Here is a 19,128-nt window from a genome sequence, read left to right as displayed (position 1 = left end):
TATAAATTAACGCTCGCTGAGGATGCCTTCACGAGTTAGCGCTGGTGCGGTAAAAGCGTAAGTCGCTGTGTCTCGGCTCATTTATATGCCGAAAGGCTGAATAGGACATTTTTTAGCAGGCATTAAAAAGCCGGCTTGTGGCCGGCTTCTCGGGGACTGGCTTGGTTTATTTTTGGTAAACCGCGTCAGCCTTCAAAACGTACACCCGGATCTGCGTCCGGCTGTGGGACTTGGTCAGACGTTGGTCTGCCGCGTCGGGCGTCATCTGGGCCGCGGGAGCGGGTCGATGCGCAAATGTGGGGCGCAGGATACTGAGTTTTGTCGGGGATTCCCAGTCTCAAGTGCGGAATAGAGCCACTGCGGGGGGGCAAAATTCGTATTTTGTACTGATTTTCGGGGCCTCTTCGCGAGCAGGCTCGCTCCCACAGGGGTTGGTGCAGGGTCGAAGGTCCGTATCCGATCAGAGAAACGGCACCACCGGCCGGCGTTTGCCCAAAGTCGACCACCAGAATACCCAGCCCAGGATATGGATTCGCTGCTCATCGATTTGCGCGGCGCGAAAGATTTCGTCCGGGTGTTCGGCGCTGTTGTGGCTGCGCAAGCGCAGGGCGTTGCCGGGCATGCGGTGCAGGTATTTGATGCGCAGCATGCCGTCGTGTTCGATGGCGTAGATTTCGCCGTCGACCACTTGGGTCAGGCCGCGGTCGATGCCGACGATGGAGCCATCTTCGATGCGCTCGGCCATGCTGTTGCCGATCATGTGTGCGCAGATGGCGTCGGTGTGGCGGATTTCCAGTTGGTCGAGGTGGGCGCGGGGCAGGCGGATGGTTTGTTCGGGGTCGAGGATGACGTGAGTTTTGCCAGCACCGTTGGTGATCGGCGTTTCCTTGAAAAACGGCAGTTCGATGTCCCTGGGGTCGATGACGGTGTAGACGCCGCGGATGGCCTCGGCATCAAAGGTGTCGCCGTTGCTGGCAGGCGTTTGCAGGCGCGGTGACTCTTTGCTGCCTTCACCGGTCTTCAGCCACTCGCTGTTGACCGAAAGCAGGCGTGAGACTTCCTCCATGCGATACGCCGGGACGCCCCGGGTGTACCAGTTATGAATGTTTTGGGCTTCCGTGCCCCAGAACTTTGCGAATCCCGTGGTGGTGATGTTCGCTGCTTCCAGGAGTGCCTTGAATCTTGGACCGCTAGTGTTCTTTCTCATAAACACCGAGTCTACGGCCGTGCCAGAGCGGTTTGAATAAACCGGGTGTTCAAAAAAAGGCTGTATTTTGCGACTGGATGTAAGACGTGCTTGTGGGAAAACACTCACTTCGAAACTTTTCTGTAGTCCGCAATAAACATGCTGTTTAAATCGCCTTTTCTCAGGCACAAAAAACCCCGGATCAACCGGGGTTTTCTTCAGGCGTCCAGCAGACGGTGCTTAGCCCTTGTAGGCAGCAACCGACTTGGTGATCGCATCGCGAGCGGCGTCAGCGCCAGCCCAGCCTTCGATCTTGACCCACTTGCCTTTTTCGAGATCTTTGTAGTTCGCGAAGAAGTGCTCGATCTGCTGGATCAGCAGCGGTGGCAGGTCGGTGTATTCCTTCACGTCGACGTACAGCTGGGACAGCTTGTCGTGTGGCACTGCGATGACTTTGGCATCGCCGCCGCCGTCGTCGGTCATGTTCAGGATGCCGACTGGACGCGCGCGGATCACCGAGCCTGGAGCAACCGGGTAAGGGGTCACAACCAGTACGTCGAGGGGATCACCGTCGTCAGCCAGGGTGTTCGGGATGTAACCGTAGTTGGCCGGGTAGAACATTGGGGTGGCCATGAAACGGTCAACGAACAGGCAATCGCTGTCTTTGTCGATTTCGTATTTGATCGGCGCGTGGTTGGCCGGGATCTCGATCGCGACGTAGATGTCGTTCGGCAGGTCTTTGCCAGCCGGAATCTTGCTGTAGCTCATTGGGCGTTGCCCCCGTAGTTGACCAAAAACACTTGGCCGGATTGACCAAAAAGTGGCGGCGATTATAGGCATATTCCTACGCCGACGCCACGTACCAGAAGTCGTGCAGCGCTTACGCGTGCGCCTGATAGACCGGGTCTGTGGCCTGAAGTTGCCGCAGCCTGCCCAACGGATCCTGCCGGTAGAAAAGCTGCAGTTGCAAGTAGACCTGTGGATAAGCCGCGTGCAGCAGATCCGGGGCGCTGAAAAAGTATTCGCTGGTGACCGCGAAGAACTCCGCCGGGTTTTCGGCGGCGTACGGGTCGATGGCGGTTTCGGCGTCGGGGTTGCGGTCGAGCTGGCGGTTGAGGTCATCGTAGGCGTGTTGCATGACCTCGGCCCAGTCGCTGACGCGCATGTCGGCGTGCAGCGGTGGCAGACCGTTGGCGTCGCCATTGAGCATGTCGAGTTTGTGCGCCAGTTCGTGGATCACCAGGTTGTAGCCTTCCCAGCCACCACTGGCCATCACCCCCGGCCAGGCGAGGATGATCGGGCCCTGTTGCCAGGCTTCGCCGCTGTGTTCACCGTCCCACTCGTGCTCGACACCGCTGGCATCGCGATGCCGTTGCGGGCTGAGAAAGTCATCGGGATAAAGGACGATTTCGTGGAAACCCTGATACCAGTTCAAGTCGCCGAGATTGAGCAGCGGCAACTGGGCCTGGGCGGCGAGCAGCAGGCGTTGTTCCTGATGCAGTTCGACGCCGGGCAGAGCGGTCAGGTGTTTTTCTTCGAGGAACAGCACGCAGGCTTCACGCAGCCACTGGTCTTCGGCGGCGCTGATGCCGTCGAGAAAACTCAGGTGATGGCGCACCCGTTGCCACAGGTCGTCGGCAATCGGGTGCCTGGCCAGAATGCGCCGGCGACGCCAGGCGCTCAGTGACCACATCGGATCAGTGGGTTTCGACTTTGGCGCCGCCGAAACGGCTGCGCACCACACCGATGATCATCGGTACCAGCGACAGCAGGATGATGGCGACCACCAGCAGCGACAGGTTCTTTTTGATGAACGGTACGTTGCCGAAGAAATAACCCAGGGTCACCAGACCGCCGACCCACAGCACGGTGCCGAACACGCTGAACGCGAAGAAACGCGGATAAGGCATTTTCCCGACGCCGGCGACGAACGGTGCAAACGTGCGGATGATCGGCAGGAAGCGCGCCAGGGTAACGGTTTTGCCGCCGTGCCTGTCGTAGAAATCGTGGGTTTTTTGCAGGTAATCGCGACGGAAGATTTTCGAATTCGGGTTGCTGAAGAGTTTTTCGCCCGCCGTTCGTCCGATCACATAGTTGGTGCTGTCGCCGAGGATCGCCGCGAGCATCAACAGACCGCCCAACAGGACCGGATCCATGCCACCGCCCGCCGCCACCGCACCGGCGATGAACAACAGCGAATCACCCGGCAGGAACGGCATCACCACCAGACCGGTTTCACAGAAGATGACAGCGAACAGAATCGCGTAGATCCACGGCCCGTAGTTGGTGACCAGCAAATCGAGGTACACATCGAGATGCAGGATAAGGTCAAGCGGGTTGAAATCCATGGGGGCACCTGTGGTGACGGCCCGACTCGGCAGGCCTGTGCGGATGATTCGGGTGTAAGCCTACAGCGGGGTGTAGTTTTTCTTACAAGCCGGAAAGCTCGGGATTATACGGTCTGAGAGGTGAAAAGCGCGTTGGTTTTGTAGCGAGGGATGTCGGGGTGTGATGAATTGTCAGGAATGACGGGAGGGGCTAAAAAGATCGCAGCCTTCGGCAGCTCCTACCTTTGGAATGCGTTATCCCTGTAGGAGCTGCCGAAGGCTGCGATCTTTTGATTTCAGAGCTCGTCGCTGATCGGCAACACGTAGTTCTTGAACTCGGTGTCTTCCTTGAAGCCAATGGATTCGTAGGTCTTCTGCGCCACCTCATTGTCCGCACTGGTGGACACGCGCATGCGCACGGCCTGGGTTTCCTTGGCCATTTTCTTCGCGGTGCGGATCAGGTTGTCGGCCACCAGTTGGCGGCGGGCGTCTTCGGCGACGTAGATATCGTTGAGAATCCACACGCGCTTGAGCGACAGCGAGGAAAAGCTCGGATACAGCTGGCAGAAACCCATCAACTTCTTGTCGTCATCATCGGCCAGGGCCAGATAAATCACCGATTCCTTGCGTCGCAGGCGTTTTTCGAGAAACGCGCGGGAGGAATCCGGGTAAGGCAGGGAACCGTAGAACTCGCGATATTTGACGAACAACGGGGTCAGCAAATCCAGGTGTTCGAGGGTCGCTTGAATAATCCGCATGATAGGTCTCGTCTTCAAGTGGCTGTCTTCAACTGCTCTGACGGCGATGGGAAACCCTGCGGCCGTGCTTCGATCCTGCCTTAAAGCAGCGCAGAAACGCAATGCGGAAACGGTTCAGGTTGCGGGTGGATCAAGCAGGAAGTTTCCCTTCATGTCCGCACCGGTGTCCGACTCCAGCGTCTGCACTTGCGCCTCGTCCTTCAGATTGACCCCCGACAGCTGCCGCCGACAGGCTTCGCGCATCAGATACAACAAGCGATGCGCCGCCATGCCATAGCTCAAGCCCTCAAGCCGCACGTTGGAGATGCAATTGCGATAAGCATCGGTCAGCCCGACTTTTGGATTGTAGGTGAAATACACACCGAGGCTGTCGGGCGAGCTGAGGCCCGGACGCTCGCCGATCAGCATCACGACCATTTTTGCGCCCAGCAACTGACCGATCTCGTCACCGATGGCCACTCGACCCTGTTCCACCAGCACCACGGGGGCAAGTGACCAGCCGTCGGTACTCATCAGCTCCTCCAGACGGGTCAGAAACGGCAAGGTATGGCGATGCACCGCCAGCGCCGACAAACCGTCCGCCACCACAATCGCCACGTCGACCCCGCCGGGATTGGCCTGCGCGTGCTCACGCAGGGCCTGAGCCGAGGTGTCGCTGAGCTTGCGCCCCAGATCCGGACGTTGCAGGTAGCTGTTGCGATCGGTCGCCGCGCTGTGCAGCAACAAACTGTCGCGCCCGCGTTCGCGCAGTTGCGCGCTGAGCCCGGCATGATCGAACGGCAGATGCACCGCATCTCGCGCCTGAGCGTGGGCGAACTGGAAATCCAGCTGGGCACGGGTTGGCAGGCTGGTACCGGTGCGGCCCAGAGCGATGCGCGCCGGGGTCAGGCGACGCAGCTCCAGCCACGGGTTTTGCGGGTCCACAGGCGGTTTTTCCATCATACTCATCCCAGTTGCGCCAGCGCCTGGCGGAAGGCCGGCGGCAGGTTGTTGCCAAAGCGAACCTTGCCGTCCGCCTGGGTGAAAATACCCATGTTCGCCAGCCATTGCTCGAACTCCGGCGCCGGTTTCAGGCCCAAAGTCTGACGGGCGTAGAGCGCGTCGTGGAACGAGGTGGTCTGGTAGTTGAGCATGATGTCGTCGGAACCGGGAATGCCCATGATGAAGTTGATCCCGGCGACACCGAGCAACGTCAGCAAGGTGTCCATATCATCCTGATCGGCTTCGGCGTGGTTGGTGTAGCAGATGTCGCAACCCATCGGCACGCCGAGCAACTTGCCGCAGAAATGATCTTCGAGGCCGGCGCGGATGATCTGCTTGCCGTTGTACAGATATTCCGGGCCGATAAAGCCGACCACGGTGTTCACCAGAAACGGCTTGAAGTGCCGCGCGACGGCGTAGGCCCGGGTTTCGCAGGTCTGCTGGTCGACACCGTGGTGGGCGTTGGCCGATAGTGCGCTGCCCTGACCGGTCTCGAAATACATCAGGTTCTGTCCGAGGGTGCCGCGTTTGAGGCTCAGCCCGGCGTCATAGCCTTCCTGCAATACATTGAGGTTGATGCCGAAACTGGCGTTGGCCGCTTCGGTGCCGGCGATCGACTGGAACACCAGATCCAGCGGCACACCACGATTGATCGCTTCGATCGAGGTGGTGACGTGGGTCAGCACACAGGCCTGAGTCGGGATGTCGTAGCGCTGGATGATCGCGTCGAGCATCTCCAGCATCGCGCAGATCGAGGCGATGCTGTCGGTGGCCGGGTTGATGCCGATCATCGCGTCGCCGTTGCCATAAAGCAGGCCGTCGAGAATGCTCGCGGCGATGCCAGACGGCTCGTCGGTCGGATGGTTCGGTTGCAGGCGGGTCGACAGGCGCCCGCGCAGGCCGAGGGTGCCGCGAAATTTTGTGACCACGCGGATCTTCTGCGCCACCAGCACCAGATCCTGCACGCGCATGATTTTCGACACGGCGGCGACCATTTCCGGGGTCAGGCCGGGGGCGAGCTTGCGCAGGCTGGTTTCGTCCGCCGCATCGCTGAGCAGCCAGTCACGGAAACCACCGACGGTGAGGTGGCTGACCACGGCGAATGCTTGTTTGTCGTGGGTGTCGATGATCAGTCGGGTGACTTCATCGGCTTCGTAGGGAATCAACGCTTCCTGCAGAAAATGCGTGAGCGGGATGTCGGCCAGCGCCATCTGCGCGGCCACGCGTTCACCGTCGTTGAGCGCGGCAACGCCAGCCAGGAAGTCTCCCGAGCGCGCCGGGCTGGCTTTGGCCATGACGTCCTTGAGGCTGTCGAAGCGATAGGTCTGGGCGCCGACGGAATGGGCAAATGCGGCCATGCTGTCCTCCTGTAATTGATACACCCCCTGTAGGAGCTGCCGGAGGCTGCGATCTTTTGACTTTGATTTTCTAAAAACAAGATCAAAAGATCGCAGCCTCCGGCAGCTCTTACAGGGTTCCGGCACAGTGCCTGGATGGGCGCTGTGCACTTTTATATGGCAGTCAGATACCTTCGAGCATAGCGTCTGCCGGGGCGTCGGCGCGTTGTTTGGCGGTCAGCTGGAAGTACAGGTAGCCAGCGGCCATGAAGCCGAGGAACACGCAGCCGATCAGCGTGTTGAACCACGCCATCGCCACCAGGCACACCACCGCCAGAAACAACGCAATCGCCGGCACCACCGGGTAGCCCGGGGCGCGGAAGGTGCGTTCCAGGTTCGGTTCGGTTTTGCGCAGTTTGAACAGGCTGAGCATGCTGATGATGTACATCACGATTGCGCCGAACACCGACATGGTGATCATCGCGGCGGTCAGGGTCATGCCTTGCAGGTTGACCAGTCCGTCGCTGTAGATCGCCGCGATGCCGATCACGCCGCCAGCCAGAATCGCCCGATGCGGGGTCTGAAAGCGCGACAGCTTGGCCAGGCTTTTCGGCAGGTAAGCGGCGCGGGCGAGGGCAAAGAACTGTCGCGAGTAGCCGAGGATGATCCCGTGGAAACTCGCCACCAGGCCGAACAGGCCGATCCACACCAGCATGTGCATCCACGAGGAGTTGTTGCCGACTACCGCTTTCATTGCCTGCGGCAGTGGATCGTTGATGTTCGACAGCTGGCGCCAGTCGCCGACACCGCCGGCCATCACCATCACGCCGATGGCGAGGAATACCAGAGTCAGAATGCCGCTGACATAAGCCCTGGGAATCGTGCGTTTCGGATCCTTGGCTTCTTCGGCGGCCATGGCCGCGCCTTCGATGGCGAGGAAGAACCAGATGGCGAACGGGATCGCTGCGAAGATCCCGGGGATCGAACCCAGTGTGAACTCGTTGGCGCCCGACCAGCCGTTGAGCACGAAGTTACTGAAGCTGAAGCCCGGCGCAACCACGCCCATGAACACCAGCAATTCAGCGACCGCCAGCACCGTGACCACCAGTTCAAAGGTGGCGGCAATGCTGACACCGAGGATGTTCAGGGTCATGAACACGAAATACGCGCCGACCGCCGCGATTTTCGGGTCGAGTCCCGGATATTGCACGTTGAGGTAGGCGCCGATGGCCATGGCAATCGCCGGTGGGGCAAAGACGAATTCGATCAGCGTGGCGATGCCGGCGATCAGTCCGCCTTTTTCGCCAAACGCTCGGCGGCTGTAGGCAAACGGCCCGCCTGCGTGGGGAATCGCGGTGGTCAGTTCGGTAAAGCTGAAGATAAAGCAGGTGTACATGGTCGCGACCATCAGCGCCGTGACCAGAAATCCGAGGGTGCCGGCCGTGCCCCAGCCGTAACTCCAGCCGAAGTATTCGCCGGAAATCACCAGGCCGACGGCAATGCCCCAGAGGTGCAGGGTGCCGAGTGTGGGTTTGAGCTGTGTGGTGGAAGTCATAAGTCCTCTCTGTTTTTTATTGTTCGATCTGTTGGACTTTCGGGTGCAGCGGTTGCGGTGGATGGAAGCTGTTCACGCAGCGGCAGTTTTTTTGCAAAACCTGAATGACGGGTACGCAAGGGCCGTGCCAGAGCGGCCAGGCCTTTTGTCGTGTCATTTAGGACGCCATCGCTGGCAAGCCAGCTCCCACAGGTATCTGTGGTGTGCCCGTTATCGAGATCTGCAAAGATCCCTGTGGGAGCTGGCTTGCCAGCGATAGCTATTGGGAGGGCAACACAGAAACATCTGTGTTGCCCCGGGTTTTAGAAGAAGCCCAACGGATTGATGTCGTAGCTCACCAGCAGGTTTTTGGTCTGCTGATAGTGATCGAGCATCATCTTGTGGGTTTCACGGCCGACGCCAGACTTCTTGTACCCGCCGAACGCGGCGTGCGCCGGGTACAGGTGGTAGCAGTTGGTCCACACGCGACCGGCCTTGATCGCGCGGCCCATGCGATAGGCGCGGTTGATGTCGCGGGTCCACAGGCCGGCGCCGAGGCCGAACTCGGTGTCGTTGGCGATCGCCAGGGCTTCGGCTTCGTCCTTGAATGTGGTGATGCTCACCACCGGGCCGAAGATTTCTTCCTGGAACACGCGCATTTTGTTGGTGCCCTTGAGCAAGGTTGGCTGGATGTAATAGCCGGTCGCCAGATTGCCCTCGAGTTTTTCCACCTGGCCGCCGGTCAGCAGCTCGGCGCCTTCGCCCTTGGCGATTTCCAGATACGAGAGGATCTTGTCGAATTGCTGTTCGGACGCCTGAGCGCCAACCATGGTGTCGGTGTCCAGCGGGTCGCCGCGTTTGATCTGGCTGACTTTCTTCATCACCGCTTGCATGAATTCGTCATAGATCGATTCCTGCACCAGGGCACGGGACGGGCAGGTGCAGACTTCGCCCTGGTTGAAGAACGCCAGCACCAGACCTTCGGCAGCCTTCTCGATGAAGCTCGGCTCGGCCTGCATGATGTCTTCGAAGAAGATGTTCGGCGACTTGCCGCCCAGTTCCACGGTGGAAGGAATGATGTTCTCGGCGGCGCATTTCATGATGTGCGAGCCGACCGGGGTCGAGCCGGTGAAGGCGATCTTGGCGATGCGTTTGCTGGTGGCCAGTGCTTCGCCGGCTTCTTTGCCGAAGCCTTGCACCACGTTGAGCACGCCCGGTGGCAGCAGATCACCGATCAACTCCATCAGCACGCAGATGCCCAGCGGGGTTTGCTCGGCAGGCTTGAGTACCACGCAGTTGCCGGCGGCCAGTGCCGGAGCGAGTTTCCACGCGGCCATCAGCAGCGGGAAGTTCCACGGGATGATCTGGCCGACCACGCCCAGCGGTTCGTGGATGTGATAGGCCACGGTGTTGCCGTCGATTTCGGCCGCGCTGCCTTCCTGAGCGCGCAGGCACCCGGCGAAGTAGCGGAAGTGGTCGGCCGCCAGCGGGATGTCGGCGTTGAGGGTTTCGCGGATGGCTTTGCCGTTGTCCCAGGTTTCGGTGATCGCCAGGGTTTCGAGGTTCTGCTCGATGCGGTCGGCGATTTTCAGCAGGATCAGCGAGCGCGCCTGCACCGAGGTCGCGCCCCACGCATCGGCAGCAGCGTGGGCGGCGTCCAGTGCCTTGTCGATGTCTTCGGCAGTGGAGCGGGGGAATTCGGCAATCGGCTGGCCATTCACTGGCGAGGTATTGGTGAAGTACTGACCTTTGACAGGCGCGACGAACTCGCCGCCGATGTAGTTACCGTACTTGCTCTTGAACGAGACTTTGGCGCCTTCAGTACCGGGGTGAGCGTAACGCATGATGTTGTTCTCCTTGGCTTTGTACTTATTAGAGAAACGCGCAAGTGCGCTTGCTATAAGCGTAGAGCAAAGGTCGGGCCATTGCCGCGCCGGGCAGGCAAATCAAGGCCTTGCGTGGTTTGTGTCGGACGGGCGGACGGAGCCTGTGCTGGTTTCGGTACAGAGGGGGTGACAGTTTGTACCGCTTTTGGCACAGCCTGTGACCGGCTGGTCTTGCCAGCATTGCAATGCGTCGATGGCTGGAGGATGCTGACTGCCAATCGCCCAGATGCACCCTTGTGGTGAGGGGATTTATCCCCGATGGGTTGCGAAGCAGCCCCAAAAAAAATTGTGGCGACTCAGATTCACCGCGTATGCCGGATTTACGACTGCTGCGCAGCCGATCGGGGATAAATCCCCTCACCACAAGGTATGTGCCAGCCAATAAAGAGGCGGCACTGATCTCGGGGAGAATAATAAGAAATGCACGACAACCATTTGAGTCGCCATGCCCAGCAGGTTCTCACCGTCAGTCAGGGCAAGCCGCACCTGCACGGGCCGGGTGCCGATCCGTCGATTGCCCGCTCGTGGCTGCGCTGTCTTGAGGACTACCACCTCGATCCGGCCCTGACCATGGCGCCTACGGTGCTCGAACACGGGCGCGTGCTTGAAAGCCGCGAGCGTCTGCAACAGGTGTTGCAGATTGCCGGCAACGAAATGAGCAGCCTGCATCAACAACTGTCCGGCGCCGGTCATGCGGTGCTGTTGACCGATGCGCGAGGAGTGATCCTCAACTGCGTCACCGCACCCGCCGAGCGCAAGATATTCGAACGTGCCGGCCTGTGGCTCGGCGCCGACTGGAGCGAAGCCTGCGAAGGCACCAACGGCATCGGCACTTGCCTGGTCGAGCGCCAGGCGCTGACCATCCACCAGGACGAACACTTTCGCGGTCGCCACACCGGCCTGACCTGCTCGGCGAGCCCGGTGTTCGACCCGCACGGCGAATTGCTGGCGGTGCTCGACGTCTCCTCGGCGCGCCACGACGTTTCGCGCCAGAGCCAGTTCCACACCATGGCGCTGGTCAATCTGTCGGCGAAGATGATCGAGAGCTGCTATTTCCTGCGCTGCTTCGATAACCAGTGGCTGCTGCGTTTCCATCTTCAGGCCGAATCCGTCGGTTTGTTCAGCGAAGGGCTGCTGGCGTTTGACGGCGAAGGGCGGATCAGCGCGGTCAACCAGAGTGCGCTGAACCTGTTGGGGCATATTCGCGGTGGTTTGCTCGGCAAGCCGGTGGAAGCGTTTTTCGATTGCTCGCTGGATGAACTGCTCGGTCGTGCCAGCGCCAATGCCAGCGCCAGTTGGCCGCTGCGCACCCGCGATGGGCGGCATCTGTTTGCCTTGCTGCGTGGCGAGTCGCGTAAACCGGAGAAGATCATGCCGGCCCCGGTCGTGGCCAAAGCTCAGCCACTGGCGGGCATCTGCCTCGGTGACGCCGCGCTGCAAGCGGATTTTCGCAAGGCGCTGCGGGTGTTCGAGCGCGACGTGCCGCTGCTCATCAATGGCGAAACCGGCTCCGGCAAAGAAGCCTTCGCCAAGGCTGTGCATCACGCCAGCCAGCGCGCCAACAAAGCCTTCGTCGCCCTCAATTGCGCGGCGATCCCGGAAAGCCTGATCGAGAGCGAACTGTTCGGTTATCGCGGCGGCAGTTTCACCGGCGCACGCAAGGATGGCATGCGCGGCAAGCTGCAGCAGGCCGATGGCGGCACGCTGTTTCTCGATGAGATAGGTGACATGCCGTTGGCGCTGCAAACCCGGTTGTTGCGGGTGCTGGAAGACCGGCAGGTGGTGCCGATTGGCGGCGAGCCGGAAGCGGTCAACGTGCGGATCATCAGCGCCACCCACCGTAATTTGCTGGAGCGGGTCGAAGACGGCAGTTTTCGTGAAGATCTGTATTACCGGCTCAATGGCCTCGAAGTTGCGCTGCCGGCGCTGCGCGAACGCAGTGATAAATCGCAGTTGCTGGATTTCCTGCTGGCCGAGGAGGCCGGCGGCGAGACAATCGTGATTGACGAGGCGGCCCGTCAGGCGTTGCTGGCGTTCAACTGGCCGGGCAACGTGCGGCAGTTGCGCAATGTTCTGCGCACGCTGGCGGCGTTGTGCGATGAAGGGCGGATCGGGCTGGACGATTTGCCGGCGATGATTCGGCAGGTACGGCCGCCGCTGGAGCTGAAGTCGGTTGAGTCTGAGCATCCGCTGGAGGACGCTGAACGTCTGGCGTTGCTCGATGCGCTGGAGCAAACGCGCTGGCACATGACCCAGACCGCGCAGCAGCTCGGGGTCAGCCGCAATACCCTCTACAGAAAGCTGCGTAAACACGGTATCGCCCGAACCGCATAAATCCCCCCGCAGGAGCTGCCGAAGGCTGCGATCTTTTGATCTTGTTCTTTACAGGATCAAAAGATCGCAGCCTCGTTGCACTCGTCAGCTCCTACAGGTGGAGTGATGGTGATCAGCTAAAGAGTGCGATTTCCCCCTCCCTGCGCTAACCTGCGGCCATGTTTTACGAGGTCGACTATGCACATTCATATTCTGGGTATCTGCGGGACTTTCATGGGCTCGATGGCGGTTCTGGCCAAAGAGTTGGGCCATCACGTGACCGGCTCCGACGCCAACGTCTATCCGCCGATGAGCACGCAGCTTGAGGCCCAGGGCATTCAACTGACCCAGGGCTACGACCCGGCCCAGCTCGATCCGGCGCCGGATCTGGTGGTGATCGGCAACGCCATGTCCCGCGGCAACCCGGCGGTGGAATATGTGCTGAACAAAGGCCTGCCGTACGTCTCCGGCCCGCAATGGCTGGCCGATCACGTGCTGCAAGGGCGCTGGGTGCTGGCGGTCGCCGGTACGCACGGCAAGACCACCACCAGCAGCATGCTCGCCTGGGTGCTGGAACACGCCGGCATGAGCCCGGGGTTCCTGATTGGCGGCGTGCCGCAGAATTTTTCGGTGTCGGCCCGTCTAGGCGGTACGCCGTTCTTCGTGATCGAGGCTGACGAGTACGACAGCGCCTTCTTCGACAAGCGTTCGAAGTTTGTCCACTACCGTCCGCGCACTGCGATCCTTAACAACCTTGAGTTCGATCACGCCGACATCTTCCCCGATCTGCCGGCCATCGAGCGGCAGTTCCACCACTTGGTGCGCACTATTCCGAGTGAAGGTCTGGTGATTCACCCTACCACCGAACCGGCCTTGCAGCGCGTGATCGAAATGGGCTGCTGGACTCCAGTGCAAACCACCGGTGCCGGCGGTCAGTGGCAGGTCAAGTTGCTCAAGGACGATGGCTCGGCGTTCGAAGTGCTGTTCGAAGGTGAGTCCCAAGGCACCGTTGAATGGGAATTGACCGGTCAGCACAACGTGGCCAACGCCTTGGCTGCTCTTGCAGCGGCGCGGCATGTCGGTGTGGTGCCTGCGATGGGCATCGCCGGCTTGAGCGCGTTCAAGAACGTCAAACGCCGAATGGAGAAGGTCGCCGAAGTGCGCGGCATCACCATCTACGACGACTTCGCCCACCACCCGACGGCCATCGCCACCACCCTCGATGGTTTGCGCAAGCGCATCGGCGACGCACCGCTGATCGCGATCATCGAACCGCGCTCCAACTCGATGAAGCTCGGCGCGCACCGTGACGGTCTGCCGGACAGCGTGGTCGATGCCGATCAGGTGATCTGGTATGCCCCGGCCAACCTCGGTTGGGATCTGGCAGCCACCGCGGCGCTGTGCAGCGTGCCGTCGATTGTCAGCGATTCGCTCGAAGGCATCATCGAACGCGTGAAGAGCCAGGCGCAACCCGGCACCCACGTGGTGATCATGAGCAACGGCGGCTTCGGCGGCCTGCACGGCAAGCTCGCCGAGGCACTGCAATGAACACGTTCGCCCAGAGCGGCGGTCCGGAGCGCATCACGCTGGCGATGACCGGCGCGTCCGGCGCGCAGTACGGTTTGCGCCTGCTCGATTGCCTGGTGCGCGAAGATCGTGAAGTGCACTTCCTGATCTCCAAGGCTGCGCAGCTGGTGATGGCCACCGAGACCGATGTCACGCTGCCGCCCAAGCCGCAGATGATGCAGGCGTTCCTTACCGAATACACCGGGGCGGCCGCCGGGCAGATCCGCGTGTACGGCAAGGAAGACTGGATGTCGCCGGTGGCCTCGGGCTCCGGCGCGCCAGCGGCGATGGTTGTGGTGCCGTGTTCCACCGGTACCCTGTCGGCGATTGCCACCGGTGCCTGCAACAATCTGATCGAACGCGCAGCGGACGTCACCTTGAAGGAGCGTCGCCAGTTGATTCTGGTGCCGCGCGAGGCGCCGTATTCTAGCATTCATCTGGAACACATGCTCAAGCTGTCGAACATGGGCGTGACCATCCTGCCAGCGTCGCCAGGCTTCTATCATCAGCCGCAGACCATCGACGACCTGATCGATTTCGTTGTCGCGCGGATTCTCAATCTGTTGGGCATTCCTCAGGACATGCTGCCGCGTTGGGGCGAGCATCATCTGAGCAGCGATGAATAAGCTGCTGACGATTGTGCTGGCGCTGCAACTGGCCGGCTGCGCCACCGCGCGTACGCTGGATGCAGCCAAACCGGGCGCGCCAGTGGTGTATTCCGGGACGCGCCTGGATTTGTATGCGATGAATGGCGGGTGCTGTGCGATGGATCGCTTCGGGGCCGAGGCGCCGAGCTATCCGGGGGTGGACCTGCCGGCGAGTGCGTTGCTCGATACGTTGCTGTTGCCGTTGTCTTTGCTGACCGTGATTGGCGTGAGCTTTCAGGCGACTGGTGGGTTGTAGGGGAGTGCTGCGCACTCCATTCGCGAGCAGGCTCGCTCCCACATTTGCACCGCGTCCCCATGTGGGAGCGAGCCTGCTCGCGAAAGCTTTCGTCCAGGCGCTATGAATTATTTGCCGAGCTTGCGCAGCTCATCCGACTCGACGATCCGCACCCCATCCTGTTCTTCCAGCGCCAGACGCCACATCGCCCGGGCCAGTTGGCAGGCTTCGATGCCGCGGTATTTGCCGGGAATCAATTTGGAAAACGGCGCGGCCAGTTGTTCGCCCAGGCGCGGCTCGGTGCGATCGCCCAGCAACAGCGATGGTCGGCAGATGGTCAGTTGCGGCCAGTCCTGCGCGCGCAACGCCTGCTCCATCTCACCTTTGACCCGGTTGTAGAAAATCGACGATTTCGGATCGGCGCCCAGTGCGCTGATCACGATCAGGTGCCGCGCGCCCATCTCCCGCGCACGTTTGGCGAACGCCACGACCATGTCCAGATCCACCGCGCGGAACGCGGCTTCGGAACCCGCCTGTTTGATCGTGGTGCCGAGGCAGCAATAGGCGATATCGACGCGACCACTGAGTTGCGGCAGAAACGCCTGCGGGTCGCCCACCGGGTTTTCCAGGTGCGGATGTTCCGCCAGTGGCCGGCGGGACGGGGCGAGCACGCGGGTGATCGTCGGCTCGTTGAGCAAACGGTCGAGCAGGTGCTCACCGGTCAGTCCGGTGGCTCCGGCAAGCAATACGTGCTGAGGCGTCAAGTACATAGTGTTTCTCCCTTGATACTGTTCAGCTTAGTTGCTGTTTGTGGCTCCGTCGTTCAACGCAGCACTCTGCAACGCTTTTCTGGCCTGCTGCTTACGCAGCAGTTGCCAGTGCGCCAGCACGGTTTTCGGTGCCCAGATCTGCGGCTCCGAGGCTTCGAAGTTGTCCGCCAGTTCGCGCTCTGCGACGGTGGCCTTGGCCAGTTTGAAGGCTTGCTCGAGGTCGTCGGTCTGGTTCAGCGCCTGAGCGAACAAGGCGTCGCCGAAGTAGGTGAAGTTGGCTTCTTCCGAGCAACCGAACGACACGCGGTCGGCTCGCGAGGCGGTCATGATCAGGGTGCGCTCATCTTTCAGCGCGGGGATGAAACCACCGGAATAGCACGATGAAATCACGATCACCTTGTCGCGATTCTTCAGCGGCGCCAGCACCGTGGCGAGTTCGTCGGCGGGCAGGTCGGCGAGCTCCATGCGCGGCTGGTCGAGCACCAGCTCGTGTTCGGCGGTGCCGTGGCTGGTCAGGTAGATGAACACCAGGTCTTCCGGGCCGCTGCGCTCTGCGAGGGTCTGCGCGGCGCGGCGCAGGTTTTCGCGGGTGGCCATTGGCCGGTCGGTGAGGTGGTCACGGTGGTTGACCAGACGAATCTGGCCGAAAGCGCCGAAACGTGTGGTGAGCATGTTGGCGACGTAGTCGGACTCGCGCAGGAACACGCTTTGCTTGCCGTCGCCACCGAGGGTCAGGGTGTACAGCTCCACCGCCGGGGTCGAGGCGGGCACGGCGGCCAGCGCGTTTTCGAGCAGGCGGCCCTGGGCCAGCAGACCGAGTTCGAGGGTGTCGGGCAGCAGCTTGCCGTCGGCGTCACGCACGCGCTGACCGTTGATCCAGGTGCCGCTGAGCACGGTGCCGTCGGTCAGCACCAGGGTGCCGCGCCCGGCGTAGCTGTCGCTGTCGAACTCACCGATGTAGAAGCTGCCGTCAGACAGGTTCAAACGGCCCTGGCCGCTGAAGCGCCAGTCATTGAAATAGCCGATGTAGTGGCTGCCGTCGGCGCCGATCAATTCGCCCTTGCCGGTCAGCGCGCCTTCCTTGAACTGGCCGAGCCACACGTCGCCGTCGGCGTTTTCATAGCGGCCTTTGCCGTGCAGTTGGCTGTTCTTGAAACCGCCGACATAGATGTCGCCATCGGCACTGTTGAACGTGCCATTGCCTTCGAGCTGGCCGTTGACGAAATGGCCGCTGAAGGTGTTGCCGCTGGCATCGCCGCGCTGGCCTTCGCCGTTGGGTTTGCCGTGGGCGAATTGGCCCTGATAGGCGCTGCCGTCGTCCATTTCCAGACGCCCCAGCCCGGAATACTGGTCAGCCTTGAACTCGCCACGGTAGGTCATGCCGTTTTCTTTCAGCGTGCCTTCGCCATCGCGTCGGCCCTGCTTGAAACCGCCGGTGTAACTGCTGGCATTGGTGGTCAGACTGCCTTGGCCGTCGAACAGGCCCTGCTGGAACTGGCCGCGATAAACCTCGCCGTTGCTGCCGTGCCATTCGCCCTGGCCATGCCATTGGCCCTTGTCGAACTGCCCGGCGTACCAACTGCCGTTGGGATAGTCGACGCGGCCCTGGCCTTGCAGCAAGCCGTTGACCAGTTCACCGCGATAGCGTCCGCCGTCCGGCAGGCGTGCATCCGGGGGCAGCAGCGATTCGCCGTCGCCGCACGCGGTGAGCATCAGGGTCAGGGCAAGGGGTGCAAGAGAAGCGAGTGGGCGCATAGCGGGATCCGGGCAATTAGGCGACCGAGTATGCCGCAGCCATGTGACCTTATACAGCCGGGAAAACAGCGCGGATGCGAAACAGCGTGCGCTGTTTCGCATCCGGTGACTCAAACGAAGCAGAGCGACAGCGGTTCGGCGATATAGGCCGGTTTGTCCGAGCCTTCTATCTCAAGCGTCGCGGTGGCCTTGAGCAGCCATTGACCGGGTTTTTTCTCGGTCACTTCGGCCAGGTCGACTTTCAGGCGCACTCTTGAATTGACCTTCACCGGCTGGATGAAACGCACGCTGTCCAGACCGTAATTGACCACCATCTTCAGGCCTTGCGGCAGCACGAGGATGTCTTCCATCAGTTTCGGGATCAGCGACAACGACAGGAAACCGTGTGCAATGGTGCTGCCAAATGGCGTTTGCGCGGCTTTGACCGGGTCGACATGGATGAACTGATAATCCCCGGTGGCTTCGGCGAACAGGTTGATGCGCTCCTGATCGATGGTGAGCCATTCGGAACGTCCGAGTTCCTTGCCGACATAATCTTTGAGCTCTGCAACGGGAACATAGGGCATTGAGACTCTCCTTGGGTTCATCGGTTTTATAGTTTTTCAGGTGGGGGATTTGACCGCCCTGCGAACCACTGTAGATCATCATGGCGTTTTGCTCCGGTCAACCGACCATGCTTTTGGCGAATGCCGATCCATAGCGCCGCCGTGCTTATAATGCCGAGGACTTGCGGGGGGAGATGTCTGATGTTGTTACGTGGCCTGACCATGCTGGTGCTGTTTCAACTGCTCGGCACGGCACTCAACCATTTGCTGTTGCCGGTGCTGCCGGGGCCGATCATCGGTCTGCTGCTGTTGCTGGTGTTCCTGATCATGCGTGGTGAAGTCGGCGAGCCGCTGAACCTCGCCGCCGGCAGCCTGTTACGTTATCTGCCGTTGCTGCTGGTGCCGCCGGCGGTGGGCGTGATGGTGTATGCGAGCGACATTGCCGCGGACTTCTGGGCGATTGTCGGCGCGCTGGTGCTGTCGTTGATCCTGTCGATGGCCTTCGCCGGGGTGCTGATGCAACGGCTGGTCAAGCGTCACGCACCGAACTCGGAGGACGCTTGATGCTCTTCGATTGGCAAGGTGCCTGGGCTTCGGTGATTCATCATCCGCTGTTCGGCATCGGCATCACCCTCGGTGCCTATCAACTGGTGCTGGCGGCGTTCGAGAAAACCCGCTGGATCTTTCTGCAACCGGTGCTGGTCTCGATGCTGTTGGTGATCGGCGTGCTGGTCGGCTGCGGCCTGACGTATGCCGAGTACCGCAAGAGCACCGAGATCCTCAGCATTCTGCTGGGCCCGGCGACGGTGGCGTTGGCGGTGCCGTTGTATCTGAACCTCAAGCGCATCCGCCAATTGTTCTGGCCGATTTTTACTACGCTGGTGATAGGCGGGGTAGTCGCCACGGGCATGGGCGTGTTGCTCGGCTGGTGGTTCGGCGCCGAGCACATGATTTTGATGACCATGGCGCCAAAGTCGGTGACTTCGCCGATTGCGATGCTGGTGGCCGAGCAGATCGGTGGCGTGGCGGCGCTGGCGGCGGTGTTCGTGTTGATCACCGGGGTGATTGGCGCGATCTTCGGCCCGGCGTTGCTGACCCGGCTCGGCGTGCACAGTCCTGAAGCGCGGGGCATGGCGCTGGGCATGACCGCACACGCGGTCGGCACCTCGGTGGCGCTGCAGGAAAGCGATGAGTGCGGCGCCTTCGCGGCGCTGGCGATGAGTCTGATGGGCGTGGCCACGGCAGTGTTCCTGCCGTTGGCGGTGTCGATGGTGGTCTAAGGAAATGT

Annotated in this window: 18 protein-coding genes; 6 read left to right on the top strand and 12 right to left on the bottom strand. The window is 61.1% G+C overall.

The genetic code is table 11. The annotated features are described in order from the left end of the window. Window positions 1-460 precede the first annotated feature (460 nt). The 9 genes from ACTJKS_RS05925 to exaC all read right to left on the bottom strand — a co-directional run bounded on the left by ACTJKS_RS05925 (window position 461) and on the right by exaC (window position 9,967). On the bottom strand, window positions 461-1,207 hold the full coding sequence (locus ACTJKS_RS05925) for a S24 family peptidase (protein ID WP_108183918.1): 747 nt from the start codon (window positions 1,205-1,207) through the stop codon (window positions 461-463). 219 nt (window positions 1,208-1,426) lie between these two features. Beyond that, a complete protein-coding gene (gene ppa / locus ACTJKS_RS05920; protein ID WP_008052339.1) occupies window positions 1,427-1,954 on the bottom strand; it encodes an inorganic diphosphatase in 528 nt (175 codons plus the stop codon). Window positions 1,955-2,066: 112 nt separating this feature from the next. Continuing rightward, complete coding sequence (locus ACTJKS_RS05915) at window positions 2,067-2,879, bottom strand: zinc-dependent peptidase (RefSeq protein ID WP_108183917.1); 813 nt, start codon at window positions 2,877-2,879, stop codon at window positions 2,067-2,069. Between the two features lie 4 nt (window positions 2,880-2,883). Beyond that, window positions 2,884-3,534 (bottom strand): DedA family protein, encoded by a 651-nt coding sequence (locus ACTJKS_RS05910; RefSeq protein ID WP_041064947.1) that lies wholly within the window; start codon window positions 3,532-3,534, stop codon window positions 2,884-2,886. A 275-nt stretch (window positions 3,535-3,809) separates the two neighbouring features. Next, complete coding sequence (locus tag ACTJKS_RS05905) at window positions 3,810-4,271, bottom strand: GNAT family N-acetyltransferase (RefSeq protein WP_007958617.1); 462 nt, start codon at window positions 4,269-4,271, stop codon at window positions 3,810-3,812. Window positions 4,272-4,385: 114 nt separating this feature from the next. Beyond that, a complete protein-coding gene (gene eutC, locus ACTJKS_RS05900) occupies window positions 4,386-5,210 on the bottom strand; it encodes an ethanolamine ammonia-lyase subunit EutC (RefSeq protein WP_142579878.1) in 825 nt (274 codons plus the stop codon). A 5-nt stretch (window positions 5,211-5,215) separates the two neighbouring features. Then, entirely contained in the window at window positions 5,216-6,610 is a 1,395-nt protein-coding gene (locus ACTJKS_RS05895; protein WP_095668214.1) for an ethanolamine ammonia-lyase subunit EutB, read from the bottom strand. 163 nt (window positions 6,611-6,773) lie between these two features. Then, the gene (gene eat, locus ACTJKS_RS05890) at window positions 6,774-8,144 is read right to left on the bottom strand and encodes an ethanolamine permease (protein ID WP_142579879.1); all 1,371 of its coding nucleotides are present in this window, start codon (window positions 8,142-8,144) and stop codon (window positions 6,774-6,776) included. Window positions 8,145-8,446: 302 nt separating this feature from the next. After that, window positions 8,447-9,967 (bottom strand): acetaldehyde dehydrogenase ExaC, encoded by a 1,521-nt coding sequence (gene exaC / locus ACTJKS_RS05885; RefSeq protein ID WP_047296830.1) that lies wholly within the window; start codon window positions 9,965-9,967, stop codon window positions 8,447-8,449. A 462-nt stretch (window positions 9,968-10,429) separates the two neighbouring features. Between exaC and ACTJKS_RS05880 the strand changes: the two genes are divergently transcribed. The 4 genes from ACTJKS_RS05880 (at window position 10,430) to ACTJKS_RS05865 (ending at window position 14,791) form a co-directional block, all read left to right on the top strand. Then, on the top strand, window positions 10,430-12,343 hold the full coding sequence (locus tag ACTJKS_RS05880; RefSeq protein ID WP_108183915.1) for a sigma-54-dependent Fis family transcriptional regulator: 1,914 nt from the start codon (window positions 10,430-10,432) through the stop codon (window positions 12,341-12,343). A gap of 177 nt (window positions 12,344-12,520) precedes the next feature. Continuing rightward, window positions 12,521-13,870 (top strand): UDP-N-acetylmuramate:L-alanyl-gamma-D-glutamyl-meso-diaminopimelate ligase, encoded by a 1,350-nt coding sequence (gene mpl, locus ACTJKS_RS05875; RefSeq protein ID WP_047296827.1) that lies wholly within the window; start codon window positions 12,521-12,523, stop codon window positions 13,868-13,870. Next, window positions 13,867-14,514 carry a flavin prenyltransferase UbiX gene (gene ubiX / locus ACTJKS_RS05870; RefSeq protein ID WP_007968137.1) on the top strand — a complete coding sequence of 216 codons (648 nt, stop codon included), beginning with the start codon at window positions 13,867-13,869 and terminating at the stop codon, window positions 14,512-14,514. The genes mpl and ubiX overlap by 4 nt, the downstream gene beginning before the upstream one ends. Further along, window positions 14,507-14,791 carry a YceK/YidQ family lipoprotein gene (locus tag ACTJKS_RS05865; RefSeq protein ID WP_090325509.1) on the top strand — a complete coding sequence of 95 codons (285 nt, stop codon included), beginning with the start codon at window positions 14,507-14,509 and terminating at the stop codon, window positions 14,789-14,791. Before ubiX ends, ACTJKS_RS05865 begins: the two co-directional genes overlap by 8 nt. Before the next feature lie 107 nt (window positions 14,792-14,898). On the opposite strand, the gene ACTJKS_RS05860 is transcribed toward ACTJKS_RS05865, so the two are convergent. The 3 genes from ACTJKS_RS05860 to ACTJKS_RS05850 all read right to left on the bottom strand — a co-directional run bounded on the left by ACTJKS_RS05860 (window position 14,899) and on the right by ACTJKS_RS05850 (window position 17,861). Further along, window positions 14,899-15,540 (bottom strand): oxidoreductase, encoded by a 642-nt coding sequence (locus ACTJKS_RS05860; protein ID WP_007968134.1) that lies wholly within the window; start codon window positions 15,538-15,540, stop codon window positions 14,899-14,901. A 27-nt stretch (window positions 15,541-15,567) separates the two neighbouring features. Then, window positions 15,568-17,295, bottom strand: a complete 1,728-nt coding sequence (locus ACTJKS_RS05855) for a C13 family peptidase (protein ID WP_108183914.1) — start codon at window positions 17,293-17,295, stop codon at window positions 15,568-15,570. A 110-nt stretch (window positions 17,296-17,405) separates the two neighbouring features. Continuing rightward, a complete protein-coding gene (locus tag ACTJKS_RS05850; protein WP_108183913.1) occupies window positions 17,406-17,861 on the bottom strand; it encodes a MaoC family dehydratase in 456 nt (151 codons plus the stop codon). Window positions 17,862-18,041: 180 nt separating this feature from the next. On the opposite strand from ACTJKS_RS05850, the gene ACTJKS_RS05845 reads away from it, so the two are divergent. After that, window positions 18,042-18,404: a CidA/LrgA family protein gene (locus ACTJKS_RS05845; protein ID WP_047296821.1), complete on the top strand. Its 363-nt coding sequence runs from the start codon at window positions 18,042-18,044 to the stop codon at window positions 18,402-18,404. Continuing rightward, on the top strand, window positions 18,404-19,120 hold the full coding sequence (locus tag ACTJKS_RS05840) for an LrgB family protein (RefSeq protein ID WP_007960614.1): 717 nt from the start codon (window positions 18,404-18,406) through the stop codon (window positions 19,118-19,120). Before ACTJKS_RS05845 ends, ACTJKS_RS05840 begins: the two co-directional genes overlap by 1 nt. Window positions 19,121-19,128: the final 8 nt, after the last annotated feature.

The organism is Pseudomonas sp. 22189 (genome assembly GCF_052045635.1).
GTDB classification, from domain to species: domain Bacteria; phylum Pseudomonadota; class Gammaproteobacteria; order Pseudomonadales; family Pseudomonadaceae; genus Aquipseudomonas; species Aquipseudomonas parakoreensis.
This window is presented reverse-complemented; position numbering and strand designations above follow the sequence as displayed.